Consider the following 22948-nt stretch of genomic DNA (forward strand, 5'->3'; position numbering starts at 1 on the left):
GGTACAGGCCGAGCCCGAGGACACGGCGATGCCCTTGATACCCATGATCAGCGACTCGCCTTCCACATAGTTGAACGACACGTTCAGGTTGTGGGCGACTCGCTTGTCCAGATCGCCATTGACGAAGATCTGTTCGATGCCTTGCAGGCCGGCCAGCAGGCGATCACGCAGTGCCTTGATGCGCACGTTCTCAGTGGCCATTTCTTCCTTGGCGATGCGGAAGGCCTCGCCCATGCCAACGATCTGGTGCGTGGGCAGCGTGCCCGAACGCATGCCGCGCTCATGGCCACCGCCGTGCATCTGCGCCTCAATGCGGATGCGGGGCTTGCGGCGCACATACAGCGCGCCGATGCCCTTGGGGCCGTAGGTCTTGTGCGAGGCCAGGCTCAGCAAATCCACAGGCAGCGTGGCCATGTCGATCTCGACCTTGCCGGTGGCCTGGGCTGCGTCCACGTGGAAGATGATGCCCTTCTCGCGGCACAGGGCGCCGATCGCGGGGATGTCTTGAATGACGCCAATCTCGTTGTTCACGAACATGACCGAGATCAGGATCGTGTCGGGGCGGATGGCGGCCTTGAGCACGTCCATGTCCAGCAGGCCGTCTTCCTTGACATCCAGGTAGGTGGCCTCGAAGCCCTGGCGCTCCAGTTCACGCACGGTGTCCAACACGGCCTTGTGCTCGGTCTTGACCGTGATGATGTGCTTGCCGCGGGTCTTGTAGAAGTGCGCGGCGCCCTTCAAGGCCAGGTTGTTGGATTCGGTGGCACCCGAGGTCCAGACGATTTCGCGCGGATCGGCACCGATCAGCTCGGCAACTTGCACACGCGCCTTCTCGACCGCTTCTTCGGCTTCCCAACCATAGGCATGGGTGCGGGAGGCGGGATTACCAAAGTGCTCGCGCAGCCAGGGAATCATGGCGTCAACGACGCGAGGGTCGCACGGCGTCGTGGCGCCGTAGTCCATGTAGATCGGGAAGTGAGGGGTCATGTCCATAGTGGCGACTCAACAAAGCTGGCGCCATACCCGTGCCACATGGTGACATGGGCGGCCCGGGCCAATAGCTACGCAGGAAATAAATGAGCTCAGCTCAGCACAAAACCATCAATTATCAGGGACACCACCCGGGGTAGGCAAACCCGGGGGTGGGTGCCCCTTTACTTGGTGAGGGCTGCGCCCAGTGCAAAGACAGAGTTGGGGGCCGTGACCTTGATCGGCTTGACCACCGGCTGGGTGGAGATCGCACGCTTGACGGGCTGGGCCTCGATGGACACCCCCTTGGCGAGCTGGTCTTCCACCAGTTTGCGCAAGCTGATCGAATCCAGGTACTCGATCATCTTGTTGTTCAGGCTGGTCCAGAGGTCGTGCGTCATGCAGCGGCCGCCGTCTTCACCCATGCAGTTTTCCTTGCCGGCACAACCAGTGGCATCAATTGGCTCATCCACGGCGACGATGATGTCGGCCACGGTGATGTCTTCCGCCTTGCGGCCCAGCGAATAACCGCCGCCAGGACCACGGGTGCTTTCGACCAGCTCGTGACGGCGCAGTTTGCCGAACAGCTGTTCGAGGTAGGACAGGGAAATCTGTTGACGCTGGCTGATGGCAGCCAGGGCCACGGGGCCAGTGTGCTCACGCAGAGCCAGATCGATCATCGCCGTTACGGCAAAACGGCCTTTGGTAGTCAGACGCATCGCTTCTCTCCTTGGTCAGGGACTCGGTTGGCACCCATCGCGGCAGGGATGACCTGTGGGTAGCTTTGCCAGGATCTCCGGCAAAGCCTTATTTCCGAGTAATCAGCTCGATTATAAGGTACCCCACTGATTTAGTCAACTTCAACCAAGGGAGTTCCCTTATGCATTGACGATGGCGCCCATAGGGCTGATCTATCAAGATCCGGGCCAGCCTGCTGCCCCAGCGGCGCGCTGGGTTAATGGCGGATGTTGTCAGGCGCGCGATGCGACAGAACCGACAACTTGTCGCAAATGTTCGACCAGGCCGTCACAGGCGTGCTCGACCAGGTCCAGCACAAAGTCGAAACCGGCCGGCCCACCGTAATATGGATCCGGCACCACCTGCGCCCCGGCGTGAGGCGACGCGGAGGGCACGAACTCGGTCAGCCGCTTGAGCTTGCGGCGCAATTCGGGGGCCTGCGGGCAGTGCTCTTCCAGCAAGGCCAGGTTGTCCCAATCCATGGCCAGCAACAGGTCAAACTCCTGAAAATCCTGCGAACGCACCTTGCGAGCGCGCTGGCGACTGATGTCATAGCCCCGCTTGAGTGCAGCCTGTTGCGAGCGCTCGTCGGGCGGGCTGCCCACATGGTGGGCGTGGGTCCCGGCAGAGTCGACCTCGATCACATCCGCCAGGCCGGCCTGGGCCAGTTTGTGGCGCAGCACGCCCTCTGCCGTCGGACTGCGACAGATGTTGCCCATGCACACCATGAGCACCCGCATGCGAAACGAGGATGGAACAGGCGCTGACTTGGCGCGAGACGGAAAGAAAAATGCCATTCTTCTATTGTCCCGCGCTCAACCGCCGGCCCCAAGGGCAAAGGTCACATGACGTGGGCACTTGGCGACACGCGCCTCAAAGGCATGCTCGATCCGAGCACGTGCAAAGTGCCATCCTCATCCAGATCGAGGTGTTCGCCGGTTGACAGCTTGAATTCGACCTCGCCCGTGGGCTCCCACTGGGTACGCATGTCCAGCAGGTTGTCGACGCGGGTCAGGTGTTCGTAGGCATGCACCTTGTAGGTGGCGCCGTGCATGTCCTGTACACGAAAGGTCTCAAGGCAGTGAAGCTTCTTGTCCATGACGTGCTCCTGCAAAACGGCCCAGCACTTGCTCGGCCAGCCCACCGATTGTGCGCGTCACACCCCGTGGAGAAAAGCCCCTAGCTCGCCCATGGCAACCTAGGGGGACTGGCTCATTTCCGCCCTGCCTGGATCGGCACCACGTGGTCGTGCACCACGGCGCCAAAAGCCTGCTCCTTGAGCAGGGCCAGTTGATCGCGCAGCCGTGCGGCCTTTTCGAACTCCAGGTTGCGCGCCGCCTCCAGCATGTCCTTTTCCAGCTGTTTCATGCGCTTGCTGAGGTCGCGCTCGGACATGCCCTCGCTGCCCTCCATGGACTTGACCAGCGCCTCGGCCGCACGCAGATCATCCTTGGCCGCGTTGGACATCACGCCGTCGATCAGCTCCTTGACCTTCTTGTTGATGGTCTTGGGCGTGATGCCGTGCGCTTCGTTGTGCGCGATCTGCTTGTTGCGGCGCCGTTCGGTCTCGCTCATGGCCTTGCGCATGGACTCGGTGATCTTGTCGGCGTAGAGAATGGCGTGGCCGTTCTGGTTGCGGGCCGCGCGCCCGATGGTCTGGATCAGGCTGCGCTCGGCACGCAGGAAGCCTTCCTTGTCAGCATCCAGAATGGCCACCAGAGACACCTCGGGGATGTCCAGGCCTTCTCGCAGCAGGTTGATGCCCACCAGCACGTCAAACGTACCCAGACGCAGGTCGCGCAGGATCTCGACGCGTTCGACGGTGTCGATGTCCGAGTGCAGGTAACGCACCTTGACGCCGTTTTCGGTCAGGTAGTCCGTGAGCTGCTCGGCCATGCGTTTGGTCAGGGTGGTGATCAGCACACGCTCGTTCTTCTCCACGCGGATGCGGATCTCCTGCAGCACGTCGTCCACCTGGTGCGTGGCAGGGCGCACTTCCACCATGGGATCGATCAGGCCGGTCGGGCGCACCACCTGCTCGACCACCTGGCCGGAATGCTGCTGCTCGTAGGCCGCCGGCGTGGCGGTGACGAAGATGCACTGGCGCATCTTGCGTTCAAACTCTTCGAACTTGAGCGGGCGGTTGTCGAGCGCCGAAGGCAGGCGAAAACCGTATTCAACCAGTGTGGTCTTGCGGGAGCGGTCACCGTTGTACATGCCACCCAGCTGACCGATCATCACGTGGCTCTCGTCGAGGAACATGAGCGAATCGGCGGGCATGTAGTCCACCAGCGTGGGCGGCGGATCGCCGGGCGCGGCACCCGAGAGATGGCGCGTGTAGTTCTCGATGCCCTTGCAGTGCCCCACCTCCTGCAGCATCTCCAGGTCAAAGCGGGTGCGCTGCTCTACGCGTTGCGCTTCCACCAGCTTGCCCTCGCCCACCAGTTGCTTGACGCGCTCGTTGAGCTCGGCCTTGATGCTCTCGATGGCCACCAGCACGCGCTCGCGTGGTGTCACGTAATGGCTCGACGGGTAGATGGTGAAGCGCGGGATCTTCTGGCGGACCTTGCCGGTGAGCGGGTCGAACAACTGGATGCTGTCGATCTCGTCATCGAACAGCTCGATGCGCACGGCCAGCTCGCTGTGTTCGGCGGGGAACACGTCGATGGTGTCGCCCCGCACGCGGAAAGTGCCGCGCCCGAAATCCATGTCATTGCGCTTGTACTGCATGCGGATGAGCTGCGCGATGACATCACGCTGGCCCAGCTTGTCGCCCACGCGGGCGATCAGCACCATCTGCATGTAATCCTCAGGCTTGCCGATACCGTAGATGGCCGACACGGTGGCCACGATGATCACGTCACGGCGCTCCAGCAGGCTCTTGGTGGCAGACAGCCGCATCTGCTCGATGGCCTCGTTGATGGCGCTGTCTTTTTCGATGAAAAGATCGCGCTGCGGGACATAGGCCTCGGGCTGGTAGTAGTCGTAGTAACTGACGAAATACTCGACCGCGTTGTGAGGGAAGAACTCGCGGAACTCGGCGTACAGCTGCGCGGCCAGCGTCTTGTTGGGCGCAAACACGATGGCCGGGCGCCCTTGCCGGGCGATCACATTGGCCATGGTGAAGGTCTTGCCCGAGCCGGTCACGCCCAGCAGGGTCTGGTAGGAGAGGCCATCTTCGATGCCTTCGCACAATTGCGCGATGGCGGTGGGCTGATCCCCGGCCGGCGGATACGGCTGGTACAGCTCGAAGGGCGAATCGGGAAACTGCACGAAATGCCCGGCGCTGTGTTCGGTGCCCGCCAGCCCGGCTGTGACCACGCCTTCCAGCGCTATCGCAGGAGATTGCACACTTTTTGACGGGTGCGCGGCAGAGGAAAGATCAATCGGCTCAGACATCCGGGTCACAGTTCGATAAAATAAAGGGTTTGCCCGATTTGGCGAAGGTGGTCAAAAACCATTTTTTCGCCGAGTTCGAGCTGTCGAATTTTCCAGCTTATCCCTTTTTCAGCTCTAACACCTCTGACCGGAGACTGCTTGCATGGCCTCGCTGTTCGCTGCCGTTGAAATGGCCCCCCGTGACCCCATCCTGGGCCTCAACGAACAATTCAATGCCGACCCCAACCCCAACAAGGTCAATCTGGGCGTGGGCGTCTACACCGACGACCAGGGCAAGCTGCCCCTGCTGAAGTGCGTGGCCGCTGCTGAAAAGCAGATGTCCGAGGCCCCCAAGGCTCGCGGCTACCTGCCCATCGACGGCATCGTGGCCTATGACAAGGCCGTGCAAGGCCTGGTGTTCGGTGCCGATCACGCCGCCGTCAAGGCTGGCCGAATCGCCACGGCCCAGGCCATTGGCGGTACTGGTGGCCTGAAGCTGGGCGCCGACTTCCTCAAGCGCCTGAACCCCGACGCGCAAGTCCTGATCTCGGACCCCAGCTGGGAAAACCACCGCGCCCTGTTCGAAGCCGCCGGTTTCCCCGTGGACGTCTACCCCTACTACGACGCCGCCAACCGTGGCATCAACTTCGACGGCATGCTGGCCAAGTTGAAGGCCTCCAAGCCCGGCACCATCGTGCTGCTGCACGCCTGCTGCCACAACCCGACCGGCTACGACCTGTCGGACGCCCAGTGGGACGAGATCATCGCCACCATCAAGGCTGGCGGCCTGGTCCCCTTCCTGGACATGGCCTACCAGGGCTTCGGCAACGGCATCGCTGAAGACGGCGCCGTGGTCATCAAGTTCCTGGACGCTGGCCTGAGCTACTTCGTGTCCACCAGCTTCTCCAAGAGCTTCTCGCTGTACGGCGAGCGCGTGGGCGCCCTGAGCATCGTGAGCGAATCGGCTGAAGAATCCAACCGCGTGCTGAGCCAGCTCAAGCGCGTGATCCGCACCAACTACTCCAACCCGCCCACGCACGGTGCGCAAGTGGTGGCTTCGGTGCTGACCTCTCCCGAATTGCGCAAGATGTGGGAAGACGAGCTGGCCGAAATGCGTGACCGCATCAAGCTGATGCGTACCGCCCTGGTCAACGAACTGACCGCCGCCGGCGTGCAAGGCGACCTGAGCTACATCACCCGTCAAAAGGGCATGTTCAGCTACTCGGGCCTGAACGCTGCCCAAATGCAGCGCCTGCGCTCTGAATTCGGCATCTACGGTGTCGACTCCGGCCGTATCTGCGTGGCCGCATTGAACACCGGCAACATCAAGGCTGTGGCTGCGGCCATCAAGGCTGTGATGTAAATCGAACTGCTGCAGCCACGTGCGCTGCAGCCAGACAGAAAGGGGCTCCACGGAGCCCCTTTTTCATGCCATCTCGCTGGGCGCGTTGATCAGCTGTTGAGCTTGATGATCTTCGCCACAGAAGGCACGCCCGCGCTGTTGAACACGAACAGCATGTAGTAACCCGGAGGGGCCACGTTCGCAGAAGCCGGCATGCTCACCTTCAAGGTCGAACCAGACGCGGTGTAGCTGAGGTTGATGAAACGCTGGTCGAAATCGACCGTGTGCGTGACCGAACCGGTCTTGACCAACGTGACTTTGCTGATGCCAGAAACGTTCGCCGTCACCGTGATAGGCACGCCCCAAGTGGCTGTGGCGGGCGCCGACGTGATGCTGGGACGCGTGGCAAGCGTACCGGTGATGTCCTGCTTGTACAGATAGGGCGGCGTGTAGATCTCGCCATTGAGGTTGACGACCGGACCGGGTGCGCCACCGCCAGCAGTCAGGATGCGGCCGTCTGGCAGCAGCATGGAGACCGAGTGGTACAGGCGCATCTTCGCCGCGGTGGCCGCCGTGGTCCAGCCATTGTTGGCCGGGTTCCAGATCTTGGCCGTGTAAGCCACGCCATTGGCCACGTTGGACACGAAAGACCCACCGCTCACGAAGACCTTGCCATCGGCCATGACCGTGGCAGAGCCGTGATAGCGATCCTGGCCCACGCCGGTCACGTTGGTGGCCTTGGGGGTCGTGCCGTTGATGTCGATCACCACGGCCTTGTTGAGCTTGCGGAATGACAGGATCTTGCCCGGCGCGTACATCAGGCTGGTGAGGTACTCGTCGCTGGCGGACAAAGTCAGGCTGGTCTTTTCCAGCTTGCCGGTACCTGCCGGATCCAGGTAGTAGGTGCCGCCCAGTTTGGTGGCGATGAACACCTTGCCATTCGGGGCCTGCCAGGCACGTGGGTAGCTCCAGTTGTTGATGCCGTAAGCATCATCGTTGGTGGCCGTCGTCAGCGAGCGCCAACCCTTACCCTCGGTGTAGACCTCCGGCGTGGGCGCCGGCGTGTTCGGGTCGACGCGGCCACCCAGCACCAGTACCTCGCCTGCAGCCGTGGTCAGCACGGTCGGATACCAGCGCAGAAAGGCCATGGGCTGCTGGGCCGAATACAGGGCCGACGAGCGGTAGTCAAACAGGTTGACGTCGTTGACCGAGTAGTTGCGCACGTTGTTGACCGTCTTGTCGCCACCAGTCAGCAACACGGCGCCGCTGGCAGGCAACACGATCTGCCCGCTGCAGAAGGTGTCCGTGCCCGTGGTATTGGGCAAGGTCAGGTGCGAAGCGGCGTCCGTGCCCTTGACCGGATCCCAGACGTCATAGGTGAACTGCCCGGTCTGGTTGCCCTGGCCATCGGTACCGTAGCCCAGCACACGCCCGTCAGGCAGCAAAACCACGTGGATGGGGATCAGAGGCCAGTTCACGACCGGCCCGAAAGAACCTTTGACGTAGGTATCCCAGGCCGCACCGGCATGCAGTGCGGTGAGCGTTCCGCCCAGCAAGAGGGCTTTGGCGAATCGGGTTGAAACAAGTCTGGTCACGCGGCGCGTCGTCATCGGAAAGCTCCCTGGGGTCTGCTGGCTGGGTCGATATGTTTCACAATAAGAAACAACCGGTAAACAAACGTTATCTCAGCCCTGCGGTCAACCCTAGGCGCACAGCCCCCTCGGTCCGGGGGGAATCCCCCCTGCTTTGGTAGGGACGTATCACGACAGGCCTTTGCGGCGCATTAAACGATTGAGCAGACTCAAAAATGCACGATGTTCGTGCTGTTGTTGCCTTGCTCTAGGGGCTCGGAGAAGTGCAAATATTGAAAAACTAAACTATGCTGCACTGCACCATGCTGTTGAAAACGTGAGTGATCACGGTCATGTGTCCGCAGTACCAGAGGAAAAGGCCCCGCCATGCTCTATCAGATCTACGAAACCAACCGCGCCTGGATCAGTCCATTCTCCGAATTCGCCAGTGCCGCCTCCAAGCTGTACAGCAACCCGCTGTCGCCCATGGCCCAGATCCCTTCCGCGCATCGGGTGTCGGCCGGCTTTGATCTGATCCATCGCCTGACCAAGGAATACGAAAAACCCGAGTTCGGGATCAACAAGGTCAACGTCCATGGCACCGATGTGGTGATTCAGGAACAGGTCGTCGAGGAAAAACCGTTCTGCAAGCTGATTCGCTTCAAGCGCTTCACGGACGAATCCAAGCTGCTCGACAAGATGCGCGACCAGCCTTCCGTGCTGGTCGTGGCGCCGCTGTCCGGCCACCATTCAACCCTGCTGCGCGACACCGTGCGCACCCTGCTGCAAGACCACAAGGTTTACATCACCGACTGGATCGACGCCCGCATGGTGCCGCTCGAAGATGGCCCCTTCCACCTGGACGACTATGTGAACTACGTGCAGGACTTCATCCGCAAGGTGGGCCCTGGCGTGCACGTGATCTCGGTGTGCCAGCCCACCGTGCCCGTGCTGGCCGCCGTCTCGTTGATGGCCAGCCGTGGCGAGCCCACCCCCCGGACCATGACCATGATGGGCGGCCCGATCGACGCGCGCAAATCGCCCACGGCCGTGAACAACCTGGCGATGAACAAGAGCTTCGAGTGGTTCGAGAACAATGTGATCTACCGCGTGCCGCCCAACTACCCCGGCGCCTCGCGTCGTGTGTACCCGGGCTTCCTGCAGCACACGGGTTTTGTGGCCATGAACCCGGATCGCCACGCGACCTCGCACTACGACTACTTCCTGGATCTGGTTCGTGGCGATGGTGACAGCGCCGATGCTCACCGCCAGTTCTACGACGAGTACAACGCCGTGCTGGACATGCCCGCCGAGTACTACCTGGACACCATCAAGACCGTGTTCCAGGACTTCGCGCTGGTCAATGGAACCTGGAAGGTGCGCAACCCCAAGGGCAAGGAAGAGCTGGTTCGCCCACAGGACATCAAGACCACATCTCTGTTGACCGTGGAAGGCGAGCTCGACGACATCTCCGGCGCCGGCCAGACCAGAGCTGCGCACGATCTGTGCACGGGTATCCCCAAGACACGCCAGAAGCACTATGACGTGGTCGGCGCAGGCCACTACGGGATCTTCTCTGGCCGTCGCTGGCGCGAACAGGCCTACCCCGAGATCCGCGCCTTCATCCTGGCTCACAACAAGTGACCTGGTGACCCACAGAGGCCCTGCCCGCCCCTCGCGGCGCAGGGCTTGTACACTCCAGCGCCATCATGCTGGACGCCAAACAGATCAACGCCCTTTTGCCGCAGACGCAATGCACGCGCTGCGGCTTTCCTGATTGTGAGAGCTACGCCCAGGCCATTGCCCAGGGGGAAGCCGGCATCAATCAATGCCCGCCTGGCGGCATGGAAGGCGTGCGTCGGCTGGCCCAACTTACAGGGCTCCCTGAGCAGCCCTTGAGCGAAAATCATGGCCTGGAAGGGCCTCGCGCGCTGGCCGTCATCGATGAGGCCTGGTGCATCGGCTGCACCTTGTGCATCAAGGCCTGCCCGGTGGACGCGATCATCGGCACCAACAAGCACATGCACACGGTCATCGAAGACCAATGCACGGGTTGCGAGTTGTGCATCCCTGTGTGCCCTGTGGACTGCATCTCGCTGGAACCTGCGCATGCGGGCGAACCCAAGCCCACGGGCTGGGCGGCCTGGCCCCAGGAACTGGCCGACCAGGCCCGCCAGCGCCATGCCTTCCACCAGATCCGCGTGGTGCGCGCCAAGGCCGAGCATGAAACGCGCTTGCAGGCCAAGGCCGAGCACAAGCTGGCCCACCTGTCCGAAGCGTCCAAGCTGACCGACCCGGTGCAACTGGACCAGAAGCGCGCCGTGATCGAAGCGGCGCTGGCACGCGCTCGCGCACGTCGCCAACCCGGCTGAGCCACGCACAGCACCACCATCCGGTCGGCATCGCGCCCAAGCGGACACTGCCACACAAGCTGAACCCAAGGGATCACGCCACGAAGACGACAGGCCCATGCGCCTGAAACACCGCATCACCACACTGCAAGGCATCTTTCAGCCTGAGGTTTGCCATGCGTTTGTCCCGCCACACCCTTCGTCAACTCAAGCCCGTCTGTGTCGCTACGGCACTGGCTTTAGGCAGCACAGCCTGGGCCTCCAGCACGGGGCTGGTGATCAGCCAGATCTACGGCGGCGGCGGGGCGACCAGTGGTAGCCCGACCTACAAAAGCGACTACGTCGAGCTGTTCAATGCGGGTTCGACAGCCGTCAATCTGTCCGGCCTTTCACTGCAATATGCATCGTCCACCGGCACGGGCAACTTCTCGGGCAACACGGTCGTGACCCTGCCCAATGCCACGGTGCAAGCCGGGCAGTACTTCCTGGTCAGCCTGGCTACCTCCAGCAGCGTGGGCGCGGCCCTGCCCGTCACCGTGGACTTCGCCGGCAGCACCGGATTGAACATCAGCGCCACAGCAGGCAAGCTGGCCCTGGTCAATGGCACCACCGGGCTGACCTGCAATGGCGGCAGCACCGCCTGTAACGCCGCGCAGCTCGCTCAGATCGTTGATCTGGTGGGTTACGGTGCGGCCAACTTCTACGAAGGCACAGGCGCCGCCCCTGCACCAAGCGCCACAGCCGCCATCTTGCGCGCGGGCAATGGCTGCACCGACAGCAACGTCAATGCCGCGGACTTCACAGCCGGCACGCCCAGCCCACGCAATACCAGCACCACCGTGCTGCTGTGCAGTGGCACCGGTGGTGGCGGTTCTGGCGGCAATAACGGCGGCGGAAGTACCGGCCCCTTGACATCCATTCACGACATCCAGGGCAGCGGCGCCACCAGCCCGCTCATCGGGCAGACCATCAACACAAGCGGTGTGGTCACCAAGGTCAACAACAACGGCTTCTTCCTGCAAGAGCCCAACGCCGACACAAACCCATCCACGTCGGAAGGCATCTACGTTTTCACCAGCACCGCGCCCACGGTGTCCGTCGGTCAGGCCATCACGCTCAGCGGCAAGGTGGCCGAGTTCAACACCGGTGCCAGCACGAACGCGCTCACGGCAGCCCACACCGTCACTGAACTGAGTTCGCCCACTAACATCACGGTCACCAGCAGTGGCAACAGCATCACCCCTACCGTGATCACGCTGCCTGCCACCGAGGCGCAGCTGGAAGCCGTGGAAGGCATGCTGGTGACGGTCAACACGCAGTTGACGGCGTCGCAGAACTATTTCCAGGGCCGTTACGGTCAGGTCACGCTGTCGGCTGCGGGCCGACTGGAGAAGCCGACCAACAAGTTCCGCCCTGGCAGCGCTGACGCCATCAACATGGCCGCATCCAACGCCCAACGCCAGATCCTGCTGGATGACGGCAGCTCGCTGCAGAACCCCAACCCCACGCCCTACATCGGCGCCAACAACACCTTGCGCGCGGGCGACACGGTCGACAGCCTGACCGGTGTGATCGACTACGGTCTGAGCACCAGCGACAACACCGGCCTGGCCAGCTACAAGATCCACCCGACCGCACCTGTGGCATTCACGCGTGTCAATCAACGCAGTGCGCAGCCCGACGAGGTGGGCGGCAACATCCGCATTGCCAGCGCCAATCTGCTGAACTTCTTCACGACCTTCAGCGACGGCAACACGGCCAGCGGCCAGAGCGGTCAGGGCTGCGCGCCGTCTGGCACGACGGCCGATTGCCGCGGTGCGGATTCGGCCGCAGAGTTCACACGCCAGCGTACCAAATTGATCGCCGAGCTGACGGCCCTGAACGCCGATGTGGTCGGTCTCATGGAGTTGCAGAACAACGCGGCTGCAGTCCAGAACCTCGTGGATGGGCTCAACAGCGTGATGGGCGCCGGCACCTATGCCGTCGTGCCCGATCCGGTCAGTGGTGTGGGCACCGATGCCATCAAGGTTGGCCTGATCTACAAGCCGGCCAAGCTCAGCCGCACCGGGGCCTCCATCAGCGACACCGATCCGGCCCACAAGCGTCCGTCCGTGGCCCAGACCTTCACGGCACTCAATGGCGAGCCATTCTCGGTGGTGGTCAACCACTTCAAGTCCAAAGGCTGCTCTGGCGCTTCTGGGGCCGACCTGGACCAGGGCGATGGCCAGGGCTGCTTCAACGCGGCGCGGCTCAGCGAAGCCCAGGCCATCCAGGCCTTCGTGACCAACCTGCAAGCCACGTCAGGCAACAACCGCGTCGTGCTGCTGGGCGACTTCAATGCCTACAGCCTGGAAGACCCGATCTACAGCCTGATCAGCAACGGCTACACGGACCTCGCGGCGCGCTTCAGCAACCAGCCTTACTCCTATGTGTTCGATGGCGAGTCTGGTGCCCTTGATCACGCCGTGGCCACGCCCGCCTTCAACAGCCTGGTGACCGGTGCGACCGAGTGGCACGTGAATGCCGACGAGCCCTTCATCATCGACTACAACCTGGAGTTCAAACAGCCCGCCTGCGCCGCGTGCGGCCCCGACTACTACTCGGCCACGCCCTATCGCTCGTCCGATCATGATCCCTTGCTGATTGGCCTGAACCTGGTCAAGCAGATCACCGGCACCTCGCGTGGCGACTTGATCACCGGCACAGCCGGCGACGACCGCATCACGGGTGGCGAAGGCGCGGACCTGATCACCGGCGGTGCAGGGCGCGATGTCTTCGTCTACAACAGCCTGCGCGATGCGCTGGATGCCATCACCGACTTCACACCAGGTGAAGACCGCATCGACCTGCGCACCCTCGCCGCCAGCCTGCGCGCCAGCAACCCCGGCGTGGATCTGCTGTCTGCCGGCTTCATCCAGTTGACCGATACCAGCGCAGGCGTGCAGATCCGCATCGACACCGATGGTGCGGCCGGTGCGGCTGTCCCGCGCCCCCTGGTGACGCTGCGTGGCATCCAGGCATCGCAAGTCGTGATCGCCCGCGACCTGATGCTGTAAGCCTCGCCCCCATCAAGCACCTACCTACAAGACACCCACCCATCATGAAGTTCACCCCCCACTTTCGCGTGCTGACTGTTGCAGGCCTGCTGACCTTGTCCAACGCCATGGCACACGCAGCCCCCTTGAACACCTGGCTGACGGCAGGTGACGTTGCGCAAAGTTCGCAACTGGGCAACATCGACCTGAGCGCGCCCAGCTACCTGCTGGGCACCGCCAGCCTTGATGTCGACGACGATGCCCCGCTGGTCGCGGGCGCCCTGAACCTGTCCGGCAACAACCCGCTCGACAACGCCAGCCTGACGGGCGTGATCGGCGTCCCAGGTGGCCTGTTTGACGATGTGGTCAATGCCCACGTCTCGTACGAAGGCTCGGCGCTGTTCAATACCGTGAACGTTCAGGCAGGCGACACATTGAGCTTCGACTGGCGCCTGTTTGCGCAGGTCAATACCGGGCCCATGCCTGTGCCCGATGCAGCCTGGTTGATCCTGGACAATTCCGCCATCAAACTGGCAGACGTGGACAGCCTGAGCGTCATGACCGGCACCTGGCTGGACTCCGGCCTGCAGCACGTCAGCCACACCTTCACACAATCTGGCCTGGTCAAGATCGGCTTCGTGGTCGCGGACATGGACAGCTATGACACCAGCAGTGTGCTGGCCGTCCAGCACATCGGCCTGACGCCGGCCATACCCGAGCCAGAGGGACTGGCGCTGGCCCTGACCGGCCTGTTGATTCTGGGGCGTCTCACAAGCCGCTCGCACCAAAGCTGACACCACCTGGCACCACTTTGTTGCTGCGGTACGCACGACGTTTCACGTAACGACAACAAGGGGTTTATCCGCCGTCCAAACACGGGGACACCCCCTGAAAATCGGGGCCATTGCGAGGCCGGACAGGCAGGCCATACCCCTGCTTCATGGGGTCACCCCCCTGTCATGTCTGGCCCGCAAAATGCATGATGAAAAGGGTGGCCAACCAATGCGCGGTGGCCATGAAGTGGAGAAGCCATGCGCGCCTTGATGAACCTTGCGATTGAACCTGCCCTGCGTATTTTTGAAGTGTCAACTCTGGTGGTGATCACACCCTCCCAGCAGGCCGTCAAGCGCGTTCTCAAAGTGATGGCCGACACCCCCTTGGGCGCCATCCAGATCGTGCGTGATCGTTACCCCAAATCACGCTCGCACGAAGTGCTGTCCTGCCAGTTGCTGGATGCCCAGGCCGCCTGAACCTGAGCCGTCCCTGCCGTCGCTTTCACTGTATTTGCGCCCCTTGCAATCTGCGATCCTGACCTGATCTAAGCTACAGGTCTGAGCCAGCCATGGCTCAGCTCCTGTTGACACGAAAGGTTCGCGATGACTGCTGCGTCTTCCCTTCTGCCTTCCTTCTTGCGCCGTCTGGCCCTGTTCCTGGGTGCCGCCTCCTTGGCGCTGTCGCTCACCGGCTGTGGTTACAACGACTTCCAGCGCCTGGACGAGCAAACCAAGTCGGCCTGGTCCGAAGTGCTCAACCAGTACCAACGACGCTCGGACCTCATCCCCAACATCGTGGCCACCGTCAAGGGCGAAGCCGCCTTCGAGCAGGACACGCTGACCAAGGTGGTCGAGGCCCGCGCCAAGGCCACCAGCATCCAGGCCACACCGGAACTGGTCAACAACCCCGAGGCCTTCAACAAGTTCCAGCAAGCCCAGGGCGAGTTGTCCGGGGCGCTGTCGCGCTTGATGATGGTCACCGAGAACTACCCCAGCCTGAAGGCCAATCAGGGCTTCCAGGATCTGCGCGTGCAACTGGAAGGCACCGAGAACCGCATCACGGTGGCCCGCAACCGCTACATCAAGGCCGTCCAGGACTACAACGTGCTGGCGCGCAGCTTCCCGACCAACCTGACGGCCATGGTCTTCAGCTACCAGGTCAAGCCCACGTTCACGGTCCAGAACGAAGCCCAGATCTCGACACCACCCACCGTCGACTTCGGCAAGAAGTAAGCGCACACCATGAGGCTGGGCCACCTGCCTGCAGACACCACGCACGCGCTGCGCTGGATGCGCGCTGCGCGGACGAGCCTGAGCCGGCTCGCTGCCCTGCTCTTGACGCTCTTCGCCCTGCTGTTTTCGACCCTGGTCCTGTCTGCCGAGCCCACGGGCGATGTCCTGCCCGTCCCCCCGTTGAGCGGGCATGTGATCGACCGGAGCCAGACACTGAGCAGCGCCCAGGCGCAAGCCCTGGAACAGAAACTGTCGGCATTCGAGCGCGCGCATGGCACGCAGATGGTGATCCTGCTCGTGCCCAGCACACAGCCCGAAGACATCGCGGCCTTTGCCCAACGCGTTGGCGAGACCTGGAAGATCGGCCGACGTGATGTGGGCGATGGCCTGCTGATCGTCGTGGCCAGGCAGGACAGGCGCATCCGCATCGAGGTGGCCAAGGCGCTGGAAGGCGCCGTGCCCGATCTGGCCGCCAGTCGGATCATCGAGCAGGCCATCAAGCCAGCCTTCAAGGCGGGTGACTACGCAGGCGGTCTCCATCAAGCTGTGGATCAACTCATGGCGCGCATCCAGGGCGAGAACCTGCCCGAGCCTGACGCGCGCCCTGTCAGCGGACACCATCAGGGTGGCGAGGGCTTTCAGTTCAATGATCTGGTGGTCTTTGGCCTGATCGGCATCCCCATCGTGTTTGGGGTGCTCAGCGCCATCCTGGGGCGCAAGCTGGGTGCCCTGGCCACGGGCTCCCTTGGTGGCTTCCTGATCTGGGTTGTCACCAGCAGTCTTTTCATGGCGATTGGCGGCGGCATCGTGGCGATCTTGCTGGCACTGGCCTTTGGCAACGGCGGTCGACGGGGCGGTGGTCCCGGCAGTTGGGGCGGCCCGCCCACGGGAGGCGGCTGGGGTGGAGGCGGTGGCTGGTCTTCCGGTGGTGGTGGAGGCGGCTGGTCTTCCGGCGGCGGTGGTGATTTCGGAGGCGGCGGCGCCTCCGGCAACTGGTGAGGACGCAGGCGATGAACATATTCACCCGCTGGGCACGTCATCTCTGGCTGGATGCCGCCGATGCGCGCAAGCTGTTGGGCCGTGACGGGCTGCAACGCCTCGAACAAGCCGTGCGCGACAGCGAAGCCCGACACATGGGCGAGTTGCGCCTGTGCGTCGAAGCGGGGCTACATGCCCCTGCACTTTGGCGAGGTGTCTCGTCCAGAGACCGCGCCGTGGCGCTGTTCAGCCAGTTGCGCGTCTGGGACACCGAGCACAACAACGGCGTGCTCATCTACCTGCTGCTGGCCGACCGCCGCATCGAGATCCTGGCTGACCGAGGCCTTCACGCACGCACGGGCCCGGCCGTCTGGCAAGGCATCAGCGATCAGTTGTCGGCGGCACTGCAGGCCGGCCGATACGAAGACGGGCTGACCGAGGCCATCCAGGCGGTCAGTGACTTGCTGCGACAGCACTTCCCGCTGACGAGCGCGCCCAATCGGAATGAGTTGCCAGACGCGGTGGTGTTGATCTGAGCGGCCTTGCGTTGTGTCATCATCGCCATGCACAACAGGAGGTTCACATGCCCGCTCGCGCACCTGCCCTCACCGTCCGACACCTGCTCGGCTCGGCCTTGCTCATCGTCTTGCCCGCGTCGGCGATGGCCGTCGACATGCCCCCAATGAAGCCTGGCCTGTGGGAGGTCTCACCTGAATCCCAACTGCTCAATGGCAAACCCGTGCCTGACATGTCCGCCAAGATGGCGGAGCAGATGAAGCGCATGCCGCCTGAAATGCGTGCGCAGGTCGAAGCACAGATGAAGGCACATGGCGTGCAGATGGCACCCGGTGGCAATGGCATGGCCATGCGCATGTGCATCACCAAGGACATGCTGAGCCAGAATCGCTGGCAGAAGATGGACGGCCGCTGCCAGAACACGGCGCTGAAGCAAACCGGATCTACCTGGAGCTGGAAGTTCACCTGCACCGATCCGGCAAGCGAAGGCGAGGGCAGCACCACCTTCCAGGGTGGCGATGCCTATACCAGTGACATGCAGGTGCGCACCACGCGCAACGGTCAGGCACAGACCATGTCCATGAAGCATCGTGGCAAGTGGCTGGGTGCCGACTGTGGCGGGCTCAAGCCCATCGAACCGCCATCCAAATGACAACGTTGATGAAGCCGGCCGACATCCAGGCCTTTTTCGAAACCCTGCAGGCCGCCAACCCCCACCCCGAAACGGAGCTGAACTACAGCACGCCGTTTGAGTTGCTCACCGCCGTCTTGTTATCCGCCCAGGCAACGGATGTCGGCGTCAACAAGGCCACCGCCAAACTCTTCCCCGTGGCCAACACGCCGGAAAAGATCCTGGCGCTGGGCGAAGAAGGCCTGTGCGAGTACATCAAGACCATCGGCTTGTACAAGAGCAAGGCGCGCCATCTGCTGGAAACCTGCCGGATGCTCATCGCGCAACATGGCAGCGAAGTGCCGCGCACCCGAGAAGCGTTGGAAGCCCTGCCCGGCGTGGGTCGCAAGACCGCCAACGTCGTGCTGAACGTGGCCTTCGGCGAGCCGACCATGGCGGTAGACACGCACATCTTTCGCGTGGGCAACCGCACAGGCCTGGCCCCCGGCAAGACGCCCCTGGATGTGGAGCTGAAATTGCTCAAGCGCATCCCGCCTGACTTCAGGCTTCATGCGCACCACTGGCTGATCCTGCACGGGCGCTACGTGTGCCAGGCACGCAAGCCCCGATGCTGGGAGTGCAGTGTCAGCAGCGTTTGCAAGTTCAAGCCCAAAACAGCAGCGCCTGCCTGAATGTGAACTCGGGCAGGCGCCTGTTGAATCCAGTGCGGCGCCAGGCCGCTCACAGCAGGATCAGACAGCGCGGTTGCGGCGAACTGCCAGACCCGTGAAGATCAGACCGACCATCATCAGCCCGCTGGTCATGGGCTCGGGCACGGCCATCACGGAGGCGGCCATGTCCTTGCCCACCACCGAGTGCACCAGCGCGGTCGGGTGCACCTTGTCGAACAGGTAGTACTGATCTGGCGCGCTGCACACCGGCGCCGACGCGCCACCACCCGCGTAATCGCCCGTCCAGCAACGGTCGGTGACGTTGCCGCCCGTCACGCTCAGTTCATTGCGCACGATGCTCAGGATGGCCGGCGTGTTGTAGATGGACAGGTTCATCCCGGTGCTGTTGGCCTCCAGGTTGTTCATCTGCGTGGTCAGTGCACTGTTGAACGAGGCGCTCAGGCCACTGAGCAATGCGGGAGGAATGGCGCCAGAGGTGCCATAGAACGTGGTGCCCAGATCAGGCAGCAAAGGGATGAAGAAATCGCGTGCGCCGGCGGCGTACAGCGTACCCACCTCGGTCACCAGATTGGTCACGGCCGTCGTCACGACGGCATTCATGTTCGAGAAGTTACCCGTGGCGATGGCCGCCAGGAAGTCATTGCCACCACCCCAGACCACGTACAGGGCGTTGGCATCAGCAGGGCCGGCCGCCACGTAGTTGTTGACCTGGCTGAGCATGCCGGTATTGGCCACCAGCGGGTTCTGTGCCTGGAACTGGTTGGCAGAGCCTGTCGTGGCGCCGCCATAGGCGTAATCGACCAAAGGCAGGCCCAGTTGCTGGGCCATCACTTCGACGGCCACCGCACCGTTGGTGAAGCGCCCATTTGCATAGGGCGCGGCAGGCACGGCGCCACCAAACTTCTGAGCGAGGTTGCCGTTGTCGGACAGGCTGTCACCGAACACGACGATCTGGTCATAGGCCTGTGCCGAGGCGGCGGACAGAATTGCAATCAGGGCCACACTGGCGGCGGCCACAGCACGACGGATGGACATGATCTGATCCCTGCTGAATATTGGATGATGAAACGGCGAAGATATCACCGGCCCTTCCAGCAGGCCCGTCCCTCGGCACCCCTATGAGAGGGAAAGGGCCCTGAACAGGGGGCCCCCATGTCGCCAGGAGGCGTCAACTCAACCCGATCTGTATCGATGGGTAACGCAAACGCAGCTTCAACTCGCTCTTCAGGCGTCGGTTCATCAAACGGCGGGACTCGCTCATGAACGACAACTGCATCGGGCTCAGGCTGGCCGCCGCCTCTACCCTGCTCACGCGTGGTGATCGCGGCAGCCCGAAGTGATCGGCCACCCAATCGAAGTACTCACCCATGCGCATGTCGGTGTCGTCACAGGCATGCACCACGCGCCCCGACTTGCCGCGCCACAAGGCGGCCACACAGGCTCGCGCCAGGTCATCGGCATGGATGTGGTTGGTGTAGACATCATCTTCGTGCCTGAGCAAAGGGCTGCCTCGGCGCACACGATCACGCGGATCACCGCCTTCCCGATCCAGCGCATAGATGCCGGGGATACGCAAGACGCTGGCCCGGGTGCCTGAAGCCATCACCTCACGACGCCCCCACCATCTCACCAGCGCCTCCGCGTGCACGCGGCGGCGCCCCCGGTCCGTAGCGGGTGCCACGGCGCGGGTCTCATCAAACAGTGCGCCCTGGGCATCACCATAAACGCCTGTGGTGCTGCCATAGACCAGGGACCGAACACCGCCGCGTCGGCTCAAGGCTGCGAGCAATCTGCCCGTGCGTGGATCCGTCGCGCCCGCACCTGGTGGCGGTGCCAGATGCAGCACGTGGGTCGCCAGTCCCGCCAGTCGCCCCAGGCTGGCGGCCTGATCCAGGTTGCCGACCAGCGGCACGATGCCCGCCTCGCGCAAGGCCTGCACCTTGCCAGGCTGTGAGGTCAGTGCCAGCACGCGGCAACGCGGCAGCAGTTGCCGGGCCGCCCGCAAGCCCACGTCACCACAGCCCACGATCAGCACGCGCGTTTGACGAAACCGGGTATGTCGAGCGGGTTGGGGATTGAACATGGGGCGTGCTGCAAAGTCTGAGCGAAAATCGGCCCTGTGATTCTGAGGCCATCTTGATCGAGGTTGTGTTCATGAGTTTTTCCGTCGCCATCACCCCCAGCAACCGCACATTCACCATGCAGCGGGATGAAACGGTGCTGAGTGCCGCTATCAACGCCGGTATCGGCCTGCCCTACGGCTGCAAGGACGGCGCCTGTGGCTCATGCAAATGCAAGCTGATCGAAGGCCGTGTGATCCACGGCGCGCATCAGGAAAAGGCCCTCAGCCTCAAGGAAGAAGAAGCCGGCTACATGCTGACCTGCTGCGCCACGCCACAGACCGATCTGGTGCTGGAATGCAAACAGGTGGTGGGCGTGGGCGATCACCCCGTGGTCAAGATGCCCACTCGGCTGACCAGCCTCACCCGCCTCGCGCCTGATGTGATGGTGCTGCGCCTGCAACTGCCGGTCACCAACAACTTCGGCTTCCGTGCCGGGCAATACATCGAGTTCGTGCTCAAGGATGGCCAGCGCCGCAGCTACTCCATGGCCAATGCCCCGCATGCGGTCAAAGAGGCCGGGCCTGAAGGCATCGAGCTGCACATCCGCCACATGCCCGGCGGCGTGTTCACAGATCAGGTTTTCAGCACCATGAAGGAAAAGGACATCCTGCGTGTGGAAGGGCCCTTCGGCACCTTCTTCCTGCGCGATGAATCCGAGCGCCCGGTCGTGCTGCTGGGCTCGGGCACCGGCTTCGCGCCCCTCAAGGCCATCATCGAAGACATGCGCCACAAGGGCCTCACCCGCCCCACCGTGCTGTACTGGGGCTGCCGCAGCAAGGCGGATCTGTACATGCATGACTGGGCCGCGCAACAAGCAGCCGAGCTGCCCTGGCTGACCTACGTGCCCGTGCTGTCTGAAGCCGGGCCACAGGACAACTGGACCGGCCGCACGGGCTTCGTCCACCAGGCCGTGCTGGCTGATCTGCCCGATCTGTCTGCCCACGAGGTGTATGCCTGCGGTGCGCCCATCATGGTGCAATCAGCCCGCGCAGACTTCATCGCCAAGGCCGGCCTGCCCGAAGAGTATTTCTACGCCGATGCTTTCACGAGCGCTGCCGACAAGGCCTCATCCTGAAGCCACACCCGCGCCCCGCAACCCAAGGAGCCCCACATGAGCTACGACACGAACAACATTTTCGCCAAGATCCTGCGCGGTGAAATCCCCTGCATCAAGCTGTATGAAGACGCGCACACGCTGGCCTTCATGGACATCATGCCGCAGACCGAAGGCCATGCCCTGGTGATCCCCAAGGAGCACGCCGAGACCGTGTTCGAGCTGTCAGATGCTGCTGCCGCCGCCTGCATGAACACGGTACGCAAGATCGGCAACGCGCAGAAGAAAGGCCTGGGTGCCGATGGCGTGGTGCTGATGCAGCTCAACGGCCCGGGCGCCGGCCAGACCGTGCCGCACTTCCACATCCATGTGATCCCGGGCTCCATTGCTGATCTGCGCAAGCCGCACGCCACCGTGATGGCAGATCAGGCGCATCTGAAGGCGCTGGCTGCGAAGATCGTGGCGGCGATGGAAGCCTGAACACCCACAACCGGCCTCATGCTGAACAGCCCCCACGATGAGGGGGCATGAGGCCGTGTCACGGCGCTGACATCAAGCGATCAAGATCGCCGTTTATCCTGCCTCTCCGCGAATTTCAAAAACAGGAACCAGACAGGTTCCATCACGGAGAGGGGGAAGACTTCATGCGTCGGCCGTTTGTCATGGGCGTGCTTTGGCTATCGCTCGCCGCACCAGTTCTGGCAGAACCGAGCGAACCGCCAACCCAGCTGAGCCCGCAGGAGATCCGCATCCCCTCTATCACCAAGAAGTGGAAGCGGCCAGAGGGCGGCAACGGGCCTGACATCACCATCGACGACATCGAGCGCTGCATGGGGCAGAACGCCGGCATGCGGCAAGCAGTCCAGGGAATCAAGCAAGAGCAATCCCAACTGGAAGGGGAGCAAGCTCAGCTCGCCTCCAAGCATGAAGAACTGGCGCAAGGCGCCCACACGCTGGATACCAGGCGGCAGGCCCATCAGGCCCGCGTGGATCAATTCCATGCTGACAGTGCCAGCCTGGCGCGCCGCCTGTCAGACATCGAGAAACGAAAGAGCACTCCTGCCAAGACCAGGCAGGATATGGCGCAAACCAATCAACTGGTTGCAGCCTATAACGCAGATGTGGCCAAGTTCAACGGCCTGCGGTCGGCGCTGCTGCAAGAGGAAGGGTCGATCAATCAAGCTGTGGCGGCCTATAACGAAAACGCTGCGCGCACCAATCAACTGGTGGCCAGCTTCAATGAGCGAAACGGCGGCTTTCAGCGCCGCGCGGCGGAGCTTGCCAATACATCGGCGGCGTACAACGCGAGTTGCGCAGGTGAGCGGGTGTTGCGCAAGTAAGACCCATTGCACCCTGTCAATCGCCTCTGACGTATCTCAGACCTGCATACATTGCCACGTTCGCGACGATGACGTCTTGATCAACACAAGCTGAAACCATGGCCAGCCCCGAACCACGTCGACCGACCACGGGTCATCAGGCTCCCAGATACGCCGCCTGCACCTGCGGATTACCCAGCAGTTCGCTGGCAGCGCCTGACAAGGCCACTTCCCCCGAATCCAGCACATAAGCGCGATCGGCCATC

22 protein-coding genes are annotated in these 22948 nt (G+C 62.8%); 14 read left to right on the forward strand and 8 right to left on the reverse strand.

Going from position 1 to position 22948, the window contains the following annotated elements:
- The 5 genes from VFW93_RS03465 to uvrB form a co-directional block, all read right to left on the reverse strand.
- Positions 1-993, reverse strand: a 993-nt coding sequence (locus VFW93_RS03465; protein ID WP_329692593.1) for an IscS subfamily cysteine desulfurase, incomplete at its 3' end; no start/stop codon positions are given.
- A gap of 161 nt (positions 994-1154) precedes the next feature.
- The gene (iscR, locus tag VFW93_RS03470; RefSeq protein WP_329692594.1) at positions 1155-1688 is read right to left on the reverse strand and encodes a Fe-S cluster assembly transcriptional regulator IscR; all 534 of its coding nucleotides are present in this window, start codon (positions 1686-1688) and stop codon (positions 1155-1157) included.
- A gap of 252 nt (positions 1689-1940) precedes the next feature.
- Positions 1941-2447 carry a low molecular weight protein-tyrosine-phosphatase gene (locus VFW93_RS03475; RefSeq protein WP_329692613.1) on the reverse strand — a complete coding sequence of 169 codons (507 nt, stop codon included), beginning with the start codon at positions 2445-2447 and terminating at the stop codon, positions 1941-1943.
- Positions 2448-2548: 101 nt separating this feature from the next.
- Entirely contained in the window at positions 2549-2806 is a 258-nt protein-coding gene (locus tag VFW93_RS03480) for a hypothetical protein (RefSeq protein WP_329692595.1), read from the reverse strand.
- A 113-nt stretch (positions 2807-2919) separates the two neighbouring features.
- The gene (gene uvrB / locus VFW93_RS03485) at positions 2920-5028 is read right to left on the reverse strand and encodes an excinuclease ABC subunit UvrB (protein WP_329692614.1); all 2109 of its coding nucleotides are present in this window, start codon (positions 5026-5028) and stop codon (positions 2920-2922) included.
- A 220-nt stretch (positions 5029-5248) separates the two neighbouring features.
- Here uvrB and VFW93_RS03490 point away from each other — a divergent pair, with 220 nt between their 5' ends.
- The gene (locus VFW93_RS03490; protein WP_329692596.1) at positions 5249-6448 is read left to right on the forward strand and encodes an amino acid aminotransferase; all 1200 of its coding nucleotides are present in this window, start codon (positions 5249-5251) and stop codon (positions 6446-6448) included.
- An 89-nt stretch (positions 6449-6537) separates the two neighbouring features.
- Here the strand turns inward: VFW93_RS03490 and VFW93_RS03495 are convergent, their stop codons facing one another.
- Complete coding sequence (locus VFW93_RS03495; protein WP_329692597.1) at positions 6538-8037, reverse strand: galactose oxidase-like domain-containing protein; 1500 nt, start codon at positions 8035-8037, stop codon at positions 6538-6540.
- 348 nt (positions 8038-8385) lie between these two features.
- Between VFW93_RS03495 and VFW93_RS03500 the strand changes: the two genes are divergently transcribed.
- From VFW93_RS03500 to nth, 10 genes are all read left to right on the forward strand, one after another.
- A complete protein-coding gene (locus VFW93_RS03500) occupies positions 8386-9642 on the forward strand; it encodes a polyhydroxyalkanoate depolymerase (protein WP_329692598.1) in 1257 nt (418 codons plus the stop codon).
- A 65-nt stretch (positions 9643-9707) separates the two neighbouring features.
- The gene (gene rsxB / locus VFW93_RS03505) at positions 9708-10370 is read left to right on the forward strand and encodes an electron transport complex subunit RsxB (protein ID WP_329692599.1); all 663 of its coding nucleotides are present in this window, start codon (positions 9708-9710) and stop codon (positions 10368-10370) included.
- A gap of 155 nt (positions 10371-10525) precedes the next feature.
- Positions 10526-13405, forward strand: coding sequence for an ExeM/NucH family extracellular endonuclease (locus VFW93_RS03510; protein ID WP_329692600.1), 2880 nt, complete (start codon positions 10526-10528; stop codon positions 13403-13405).
- A 44-nt stretch (positions 13406-13449) separates the two neighbouring features.
- Positions 13450-14178: a hypothetical protein gene (locus VFW93_RS03515; protein ID WP_329692601.1), complete on the forward strand. Its 729-nt coding sequence runs from the start codon at positions 13450-13452 to the stop codon at positions 14176-14178.
- 249 nt (positions 14179-14427) lie between these two features.
- The gene (locus VFW93_RS03520; protein WP_329692602.1) at positions 14428-14634 is read left to right on the forward strand and encodes a hypothetical protein; all 207 of its coding nucleotides are present in this window, start codon (positions 14428-14430) and stop codon (positions 14632-14634) included.
- Positions 14635-14760: 126 nt separating this feature from the next.
- Complete coding sequence (locus tag VFW93_RS03525; protein ID WP_329692603.1) at positions 14761-15390, forward strand: LemA family protein; 630 nt, start codon at positions 14761-14763, stop codon at positions 15388-15390.
- Between the two features lie 9 nt (positions 15391-15399).
- Positions 15400-16389 (forward strand): TPM domain-containing protein, encoded by a 990-nt coding sequence (locus tag VFW93_RS03530; protein WP_329692604.1) that lies wholly within the window; start codon positions 15400-15402, stop codon positions 16387-16389.
- Positions 16390-16400: 11 nt separating this feature from the next.
- On the forward strand, positions 16401-16904 hold the full coding sequence (locus VFW93_RS03535) for a TPM domain-containing protein (RefSeq protein WP_329692605.1): 504 nt from the start codon (positions 16401-16403) through the stop codon (positions 16902-16904).
- A 47-nt stretch (positions 16905-16951) separates the two neighbouring features.
- Positions 16952-17536 carry a DUF3617 domain-containing protein gene (locus VFW93_RS03540; RefSeq protein WP_329692606.1) on the forward strand — a complete coding sequence of 195 codons (585 nt, stop codon included), beginning with the start codon at positions 16952-16954 and terminating at the stop codon, positions 17534-17536.
- Between the two features lie 8 nt (positions 17537-17544).
- Entirely contained in the window at positions 17545-18186 is a 642-nt protein-coding gene (gene nth / locus VFW93_RS03545) for an endonuclease III (protein WP_329692607.1), read from the forward strand.
- Between the two features lie 60 nt (positions 18187-18246).
- On the opposite strand, the gene VFW93_RS03550 is transcribed toward nth, so the two are convergent.
- Positions 18247-19221, reverse strand: coding sequence for an SGNH/GDSL hydrolase family protein (locus VFW93_RS03550; RefSeq protein ID WP_329692608.1), 975 nt, complete (start codon positions 19219-19221; stop codon positions 18247-18249).
- 133 nt (positions 19222-19354) lie between these two features.
- Positions 19355-20269, reverse strand: coding sequence for an SDR family oxidoreductase (locus VFW93_RS03555; protein WP_329692609.1), 915 nt, complete (start codon positions 20267-20269; stop codon positions 19355-19357).
- Between the two features lie 71 nt (positions 20270-20340).
- Between VFW93_RS03555 and VFW93_RS03560 the strand changes: the two genes are divergently transcribed.
- The 3 genes from VFW93_RS03560 (at position 20341) to VFW93_RS03570 (ending at position 22703) form a co-directional block, all read left to right on the forward strand.
- Positions 20341-21384 (forward strand): CDP-6-deoxy-delta-3,4-glucoseen reductase, encoded by a 1044-nt coding sequence (locus tag VFW93_RS03560; protein WP_329692610.1) that lies wholly within the window; start codon positions 20341-20343, stop codon positions 21382-21384.
- A 36-nt stretch (positions 21385-21420) separates the two neighbouring features.
- Complete coding sequence (locus VFW93_RS03565) at positions 21421-21843, forward strand: HIT family protein (RefSeq protein WP_329692611.1); 423 nt, start codon at positions 21421-21423, stop codon at positions 21841-21843.
- Positions 21844-22007: 164 nt separating this feature from the next.
- Complete coding sequence (locus tag VFW93_RS03570) at positions 22008-22703, forward strand: hypothetical protein (RefSeq protein ID WP_329692612.1); 696 nt, start codon at positions 22008-22010, stop codon at positions 22701-22703.
- Positions 22704-22948 lie beyond the last annotated feature (245 nt).

The organism is Aquabacterium sp., assembly GCF_036279675.1.
GTDB lineage: Bacteria > Pseudomonadota > Gammaproteobacteria > Burkholderiales > Burkholderiaceae_C > Aquabacterium.

Excerpts from the sequence above, each read along its gene's own strand:
- VFW93_RS03525 (WP_329692603.1), top strand. The coding sequence starts at position 14,761 with ATGACTGCTGCGTCTTCCCTTCTGCCTTCCTTCTTGCGCCGTCTGGCC.
- VFW93_RS03565 (WP_329692611.1), top strand. The coding sequence starts at position 21,421 with ATGAGCTACGACACGAACAACATTTTCGCCAAGATCCTGCGCGGTGAA.
- VFW93_RS03550 (WP_329692608.1), bottom strand. The coding sequence starts at position 19,221 with ATGTCCATCCGTCGTGCTGTGGCCGCCGCCAGTGTGGCCCTGATTGCA.
- VFW93_RS03555 (WP_329692609.1), bottom strand. The coding sequence starts at position 20,269 with ATGTTCAATCCCCAACCCGCTCGACATACCCGGTTTCGTCAAACGCGC.
- nth (WP_329692607.1), top strand. The coding sequence starts at position 17,545 with ATGAAGCCGGCCGACATCCAGGCCTTTTTCGAAACCCTGCAGGCCGCC.
- VFW93_RS03480 (WP_329692595.1), bottom strand. The coding sequence starts at position 2,806 with ATGGACAAGAAGCTTCACTGCCTTGAGACCTTTCGTGTACAGGACATG.
- VFW93_RS03500 (WP_329692598.1), top strand. The coding sequence starts at position 8,386 with ATGCTCTATCAGATCTACGAAACCAACCGCGCCTGGATCAGTCCATTC.
- VFW93_RS03540 (WP_329692606.1), top strand. The coding sequence starts at position 16,952 with ATGCCCGCTCGCGCACCTGCCCTCACCGTCCGACACCTGCTCGGCTCG.
- VFW93_RS03520 (WP_329692602.1), top strand. The coding sequence starts at position 14,428 with ATGAACCTTGCGATTGAACCTGCCCTGCGTATTTTTGAAGTGTCAACT.
- VFW93_RS03530 (WP_329692604.1), top strand. The coding sequence starts at position 15,400 with ATGAGGCTGGGCCACCTGCCTGCAGACACCACGCACGCGCTGCGCTGG.
- VFW93_RS03475 (WP_329692613.1), bottom strand. The coding sequence starts at position 2,447 with ATGCGGGTGCTCATGGTGTGCATGGGCAACATCTGTCGCAGTCCGACG.
- VFW93_RS03490 (WP_329692596.1), top strand. The coding sequence starts at position 5,249 with ATGGCCTCGCTGTTCGCTGCCGTTGAAATGGCCCCCCGTGACCCCATC.
- VFW93_RS03515 (WP_329692601.1), top strand. The coding sequence starts at position 13,450 with ATGAAGTTCACCCCCCACTTTCGCGTGCTGACTGTTGCAGGCCTGCTG.
- iscR (WP_329692594.1), bottom strand. The coding sequence starts at position 1,688 with ATGCGTCTGACTACCAAAGGCCGTTTTGCCGTAACGGCGATGATCGAT.
- VFW93_RS03535 (WP_329692605.1), top strand. The coding sequence starts at position 16,401 with ATGAACATATTCACCCGCTGGGCACGTCATCTCTGGCTGGATGCCGCC.
- VFW93_RS03570 (WP_329692612.1), top strand. The coding sequence starts at position 22,008 with ATGCGTCGGCCGTTTGTCATGGGCGTGCTTTGGCTATCGCTCGCCGCA.
- VFW93_RS03560 (WP_329692610.1), top strand. The coding sequence starts at position 20,341 with ATGAGTTTTTCCGTCGCCATCACCCCCAGCAACCGCACATTCACCATG.
- rsxB (WP_329692599.1), top strand. The coding sequence starts at position 9,708 with ATGCTGGACGCCAAACAGATCAACGCCCTTTTGCCGCAGACGCAATGC.
- VFW93_RS03510 (WP_329692600.1), top strand. The coding sequence starts at position 10,526 with ATGCGTTTGTCCCGCCACACCCTTCGTCAACTCAAGCCCGTCTGTGTC.
- VFW93_RS03495 (WP_329692597.1), bottom strand. The coding sequence starts at position 8,037 with ATGACGACGCGCCGCGTGACCAGACTTGTTTCAACCCGATTCGCCAAA.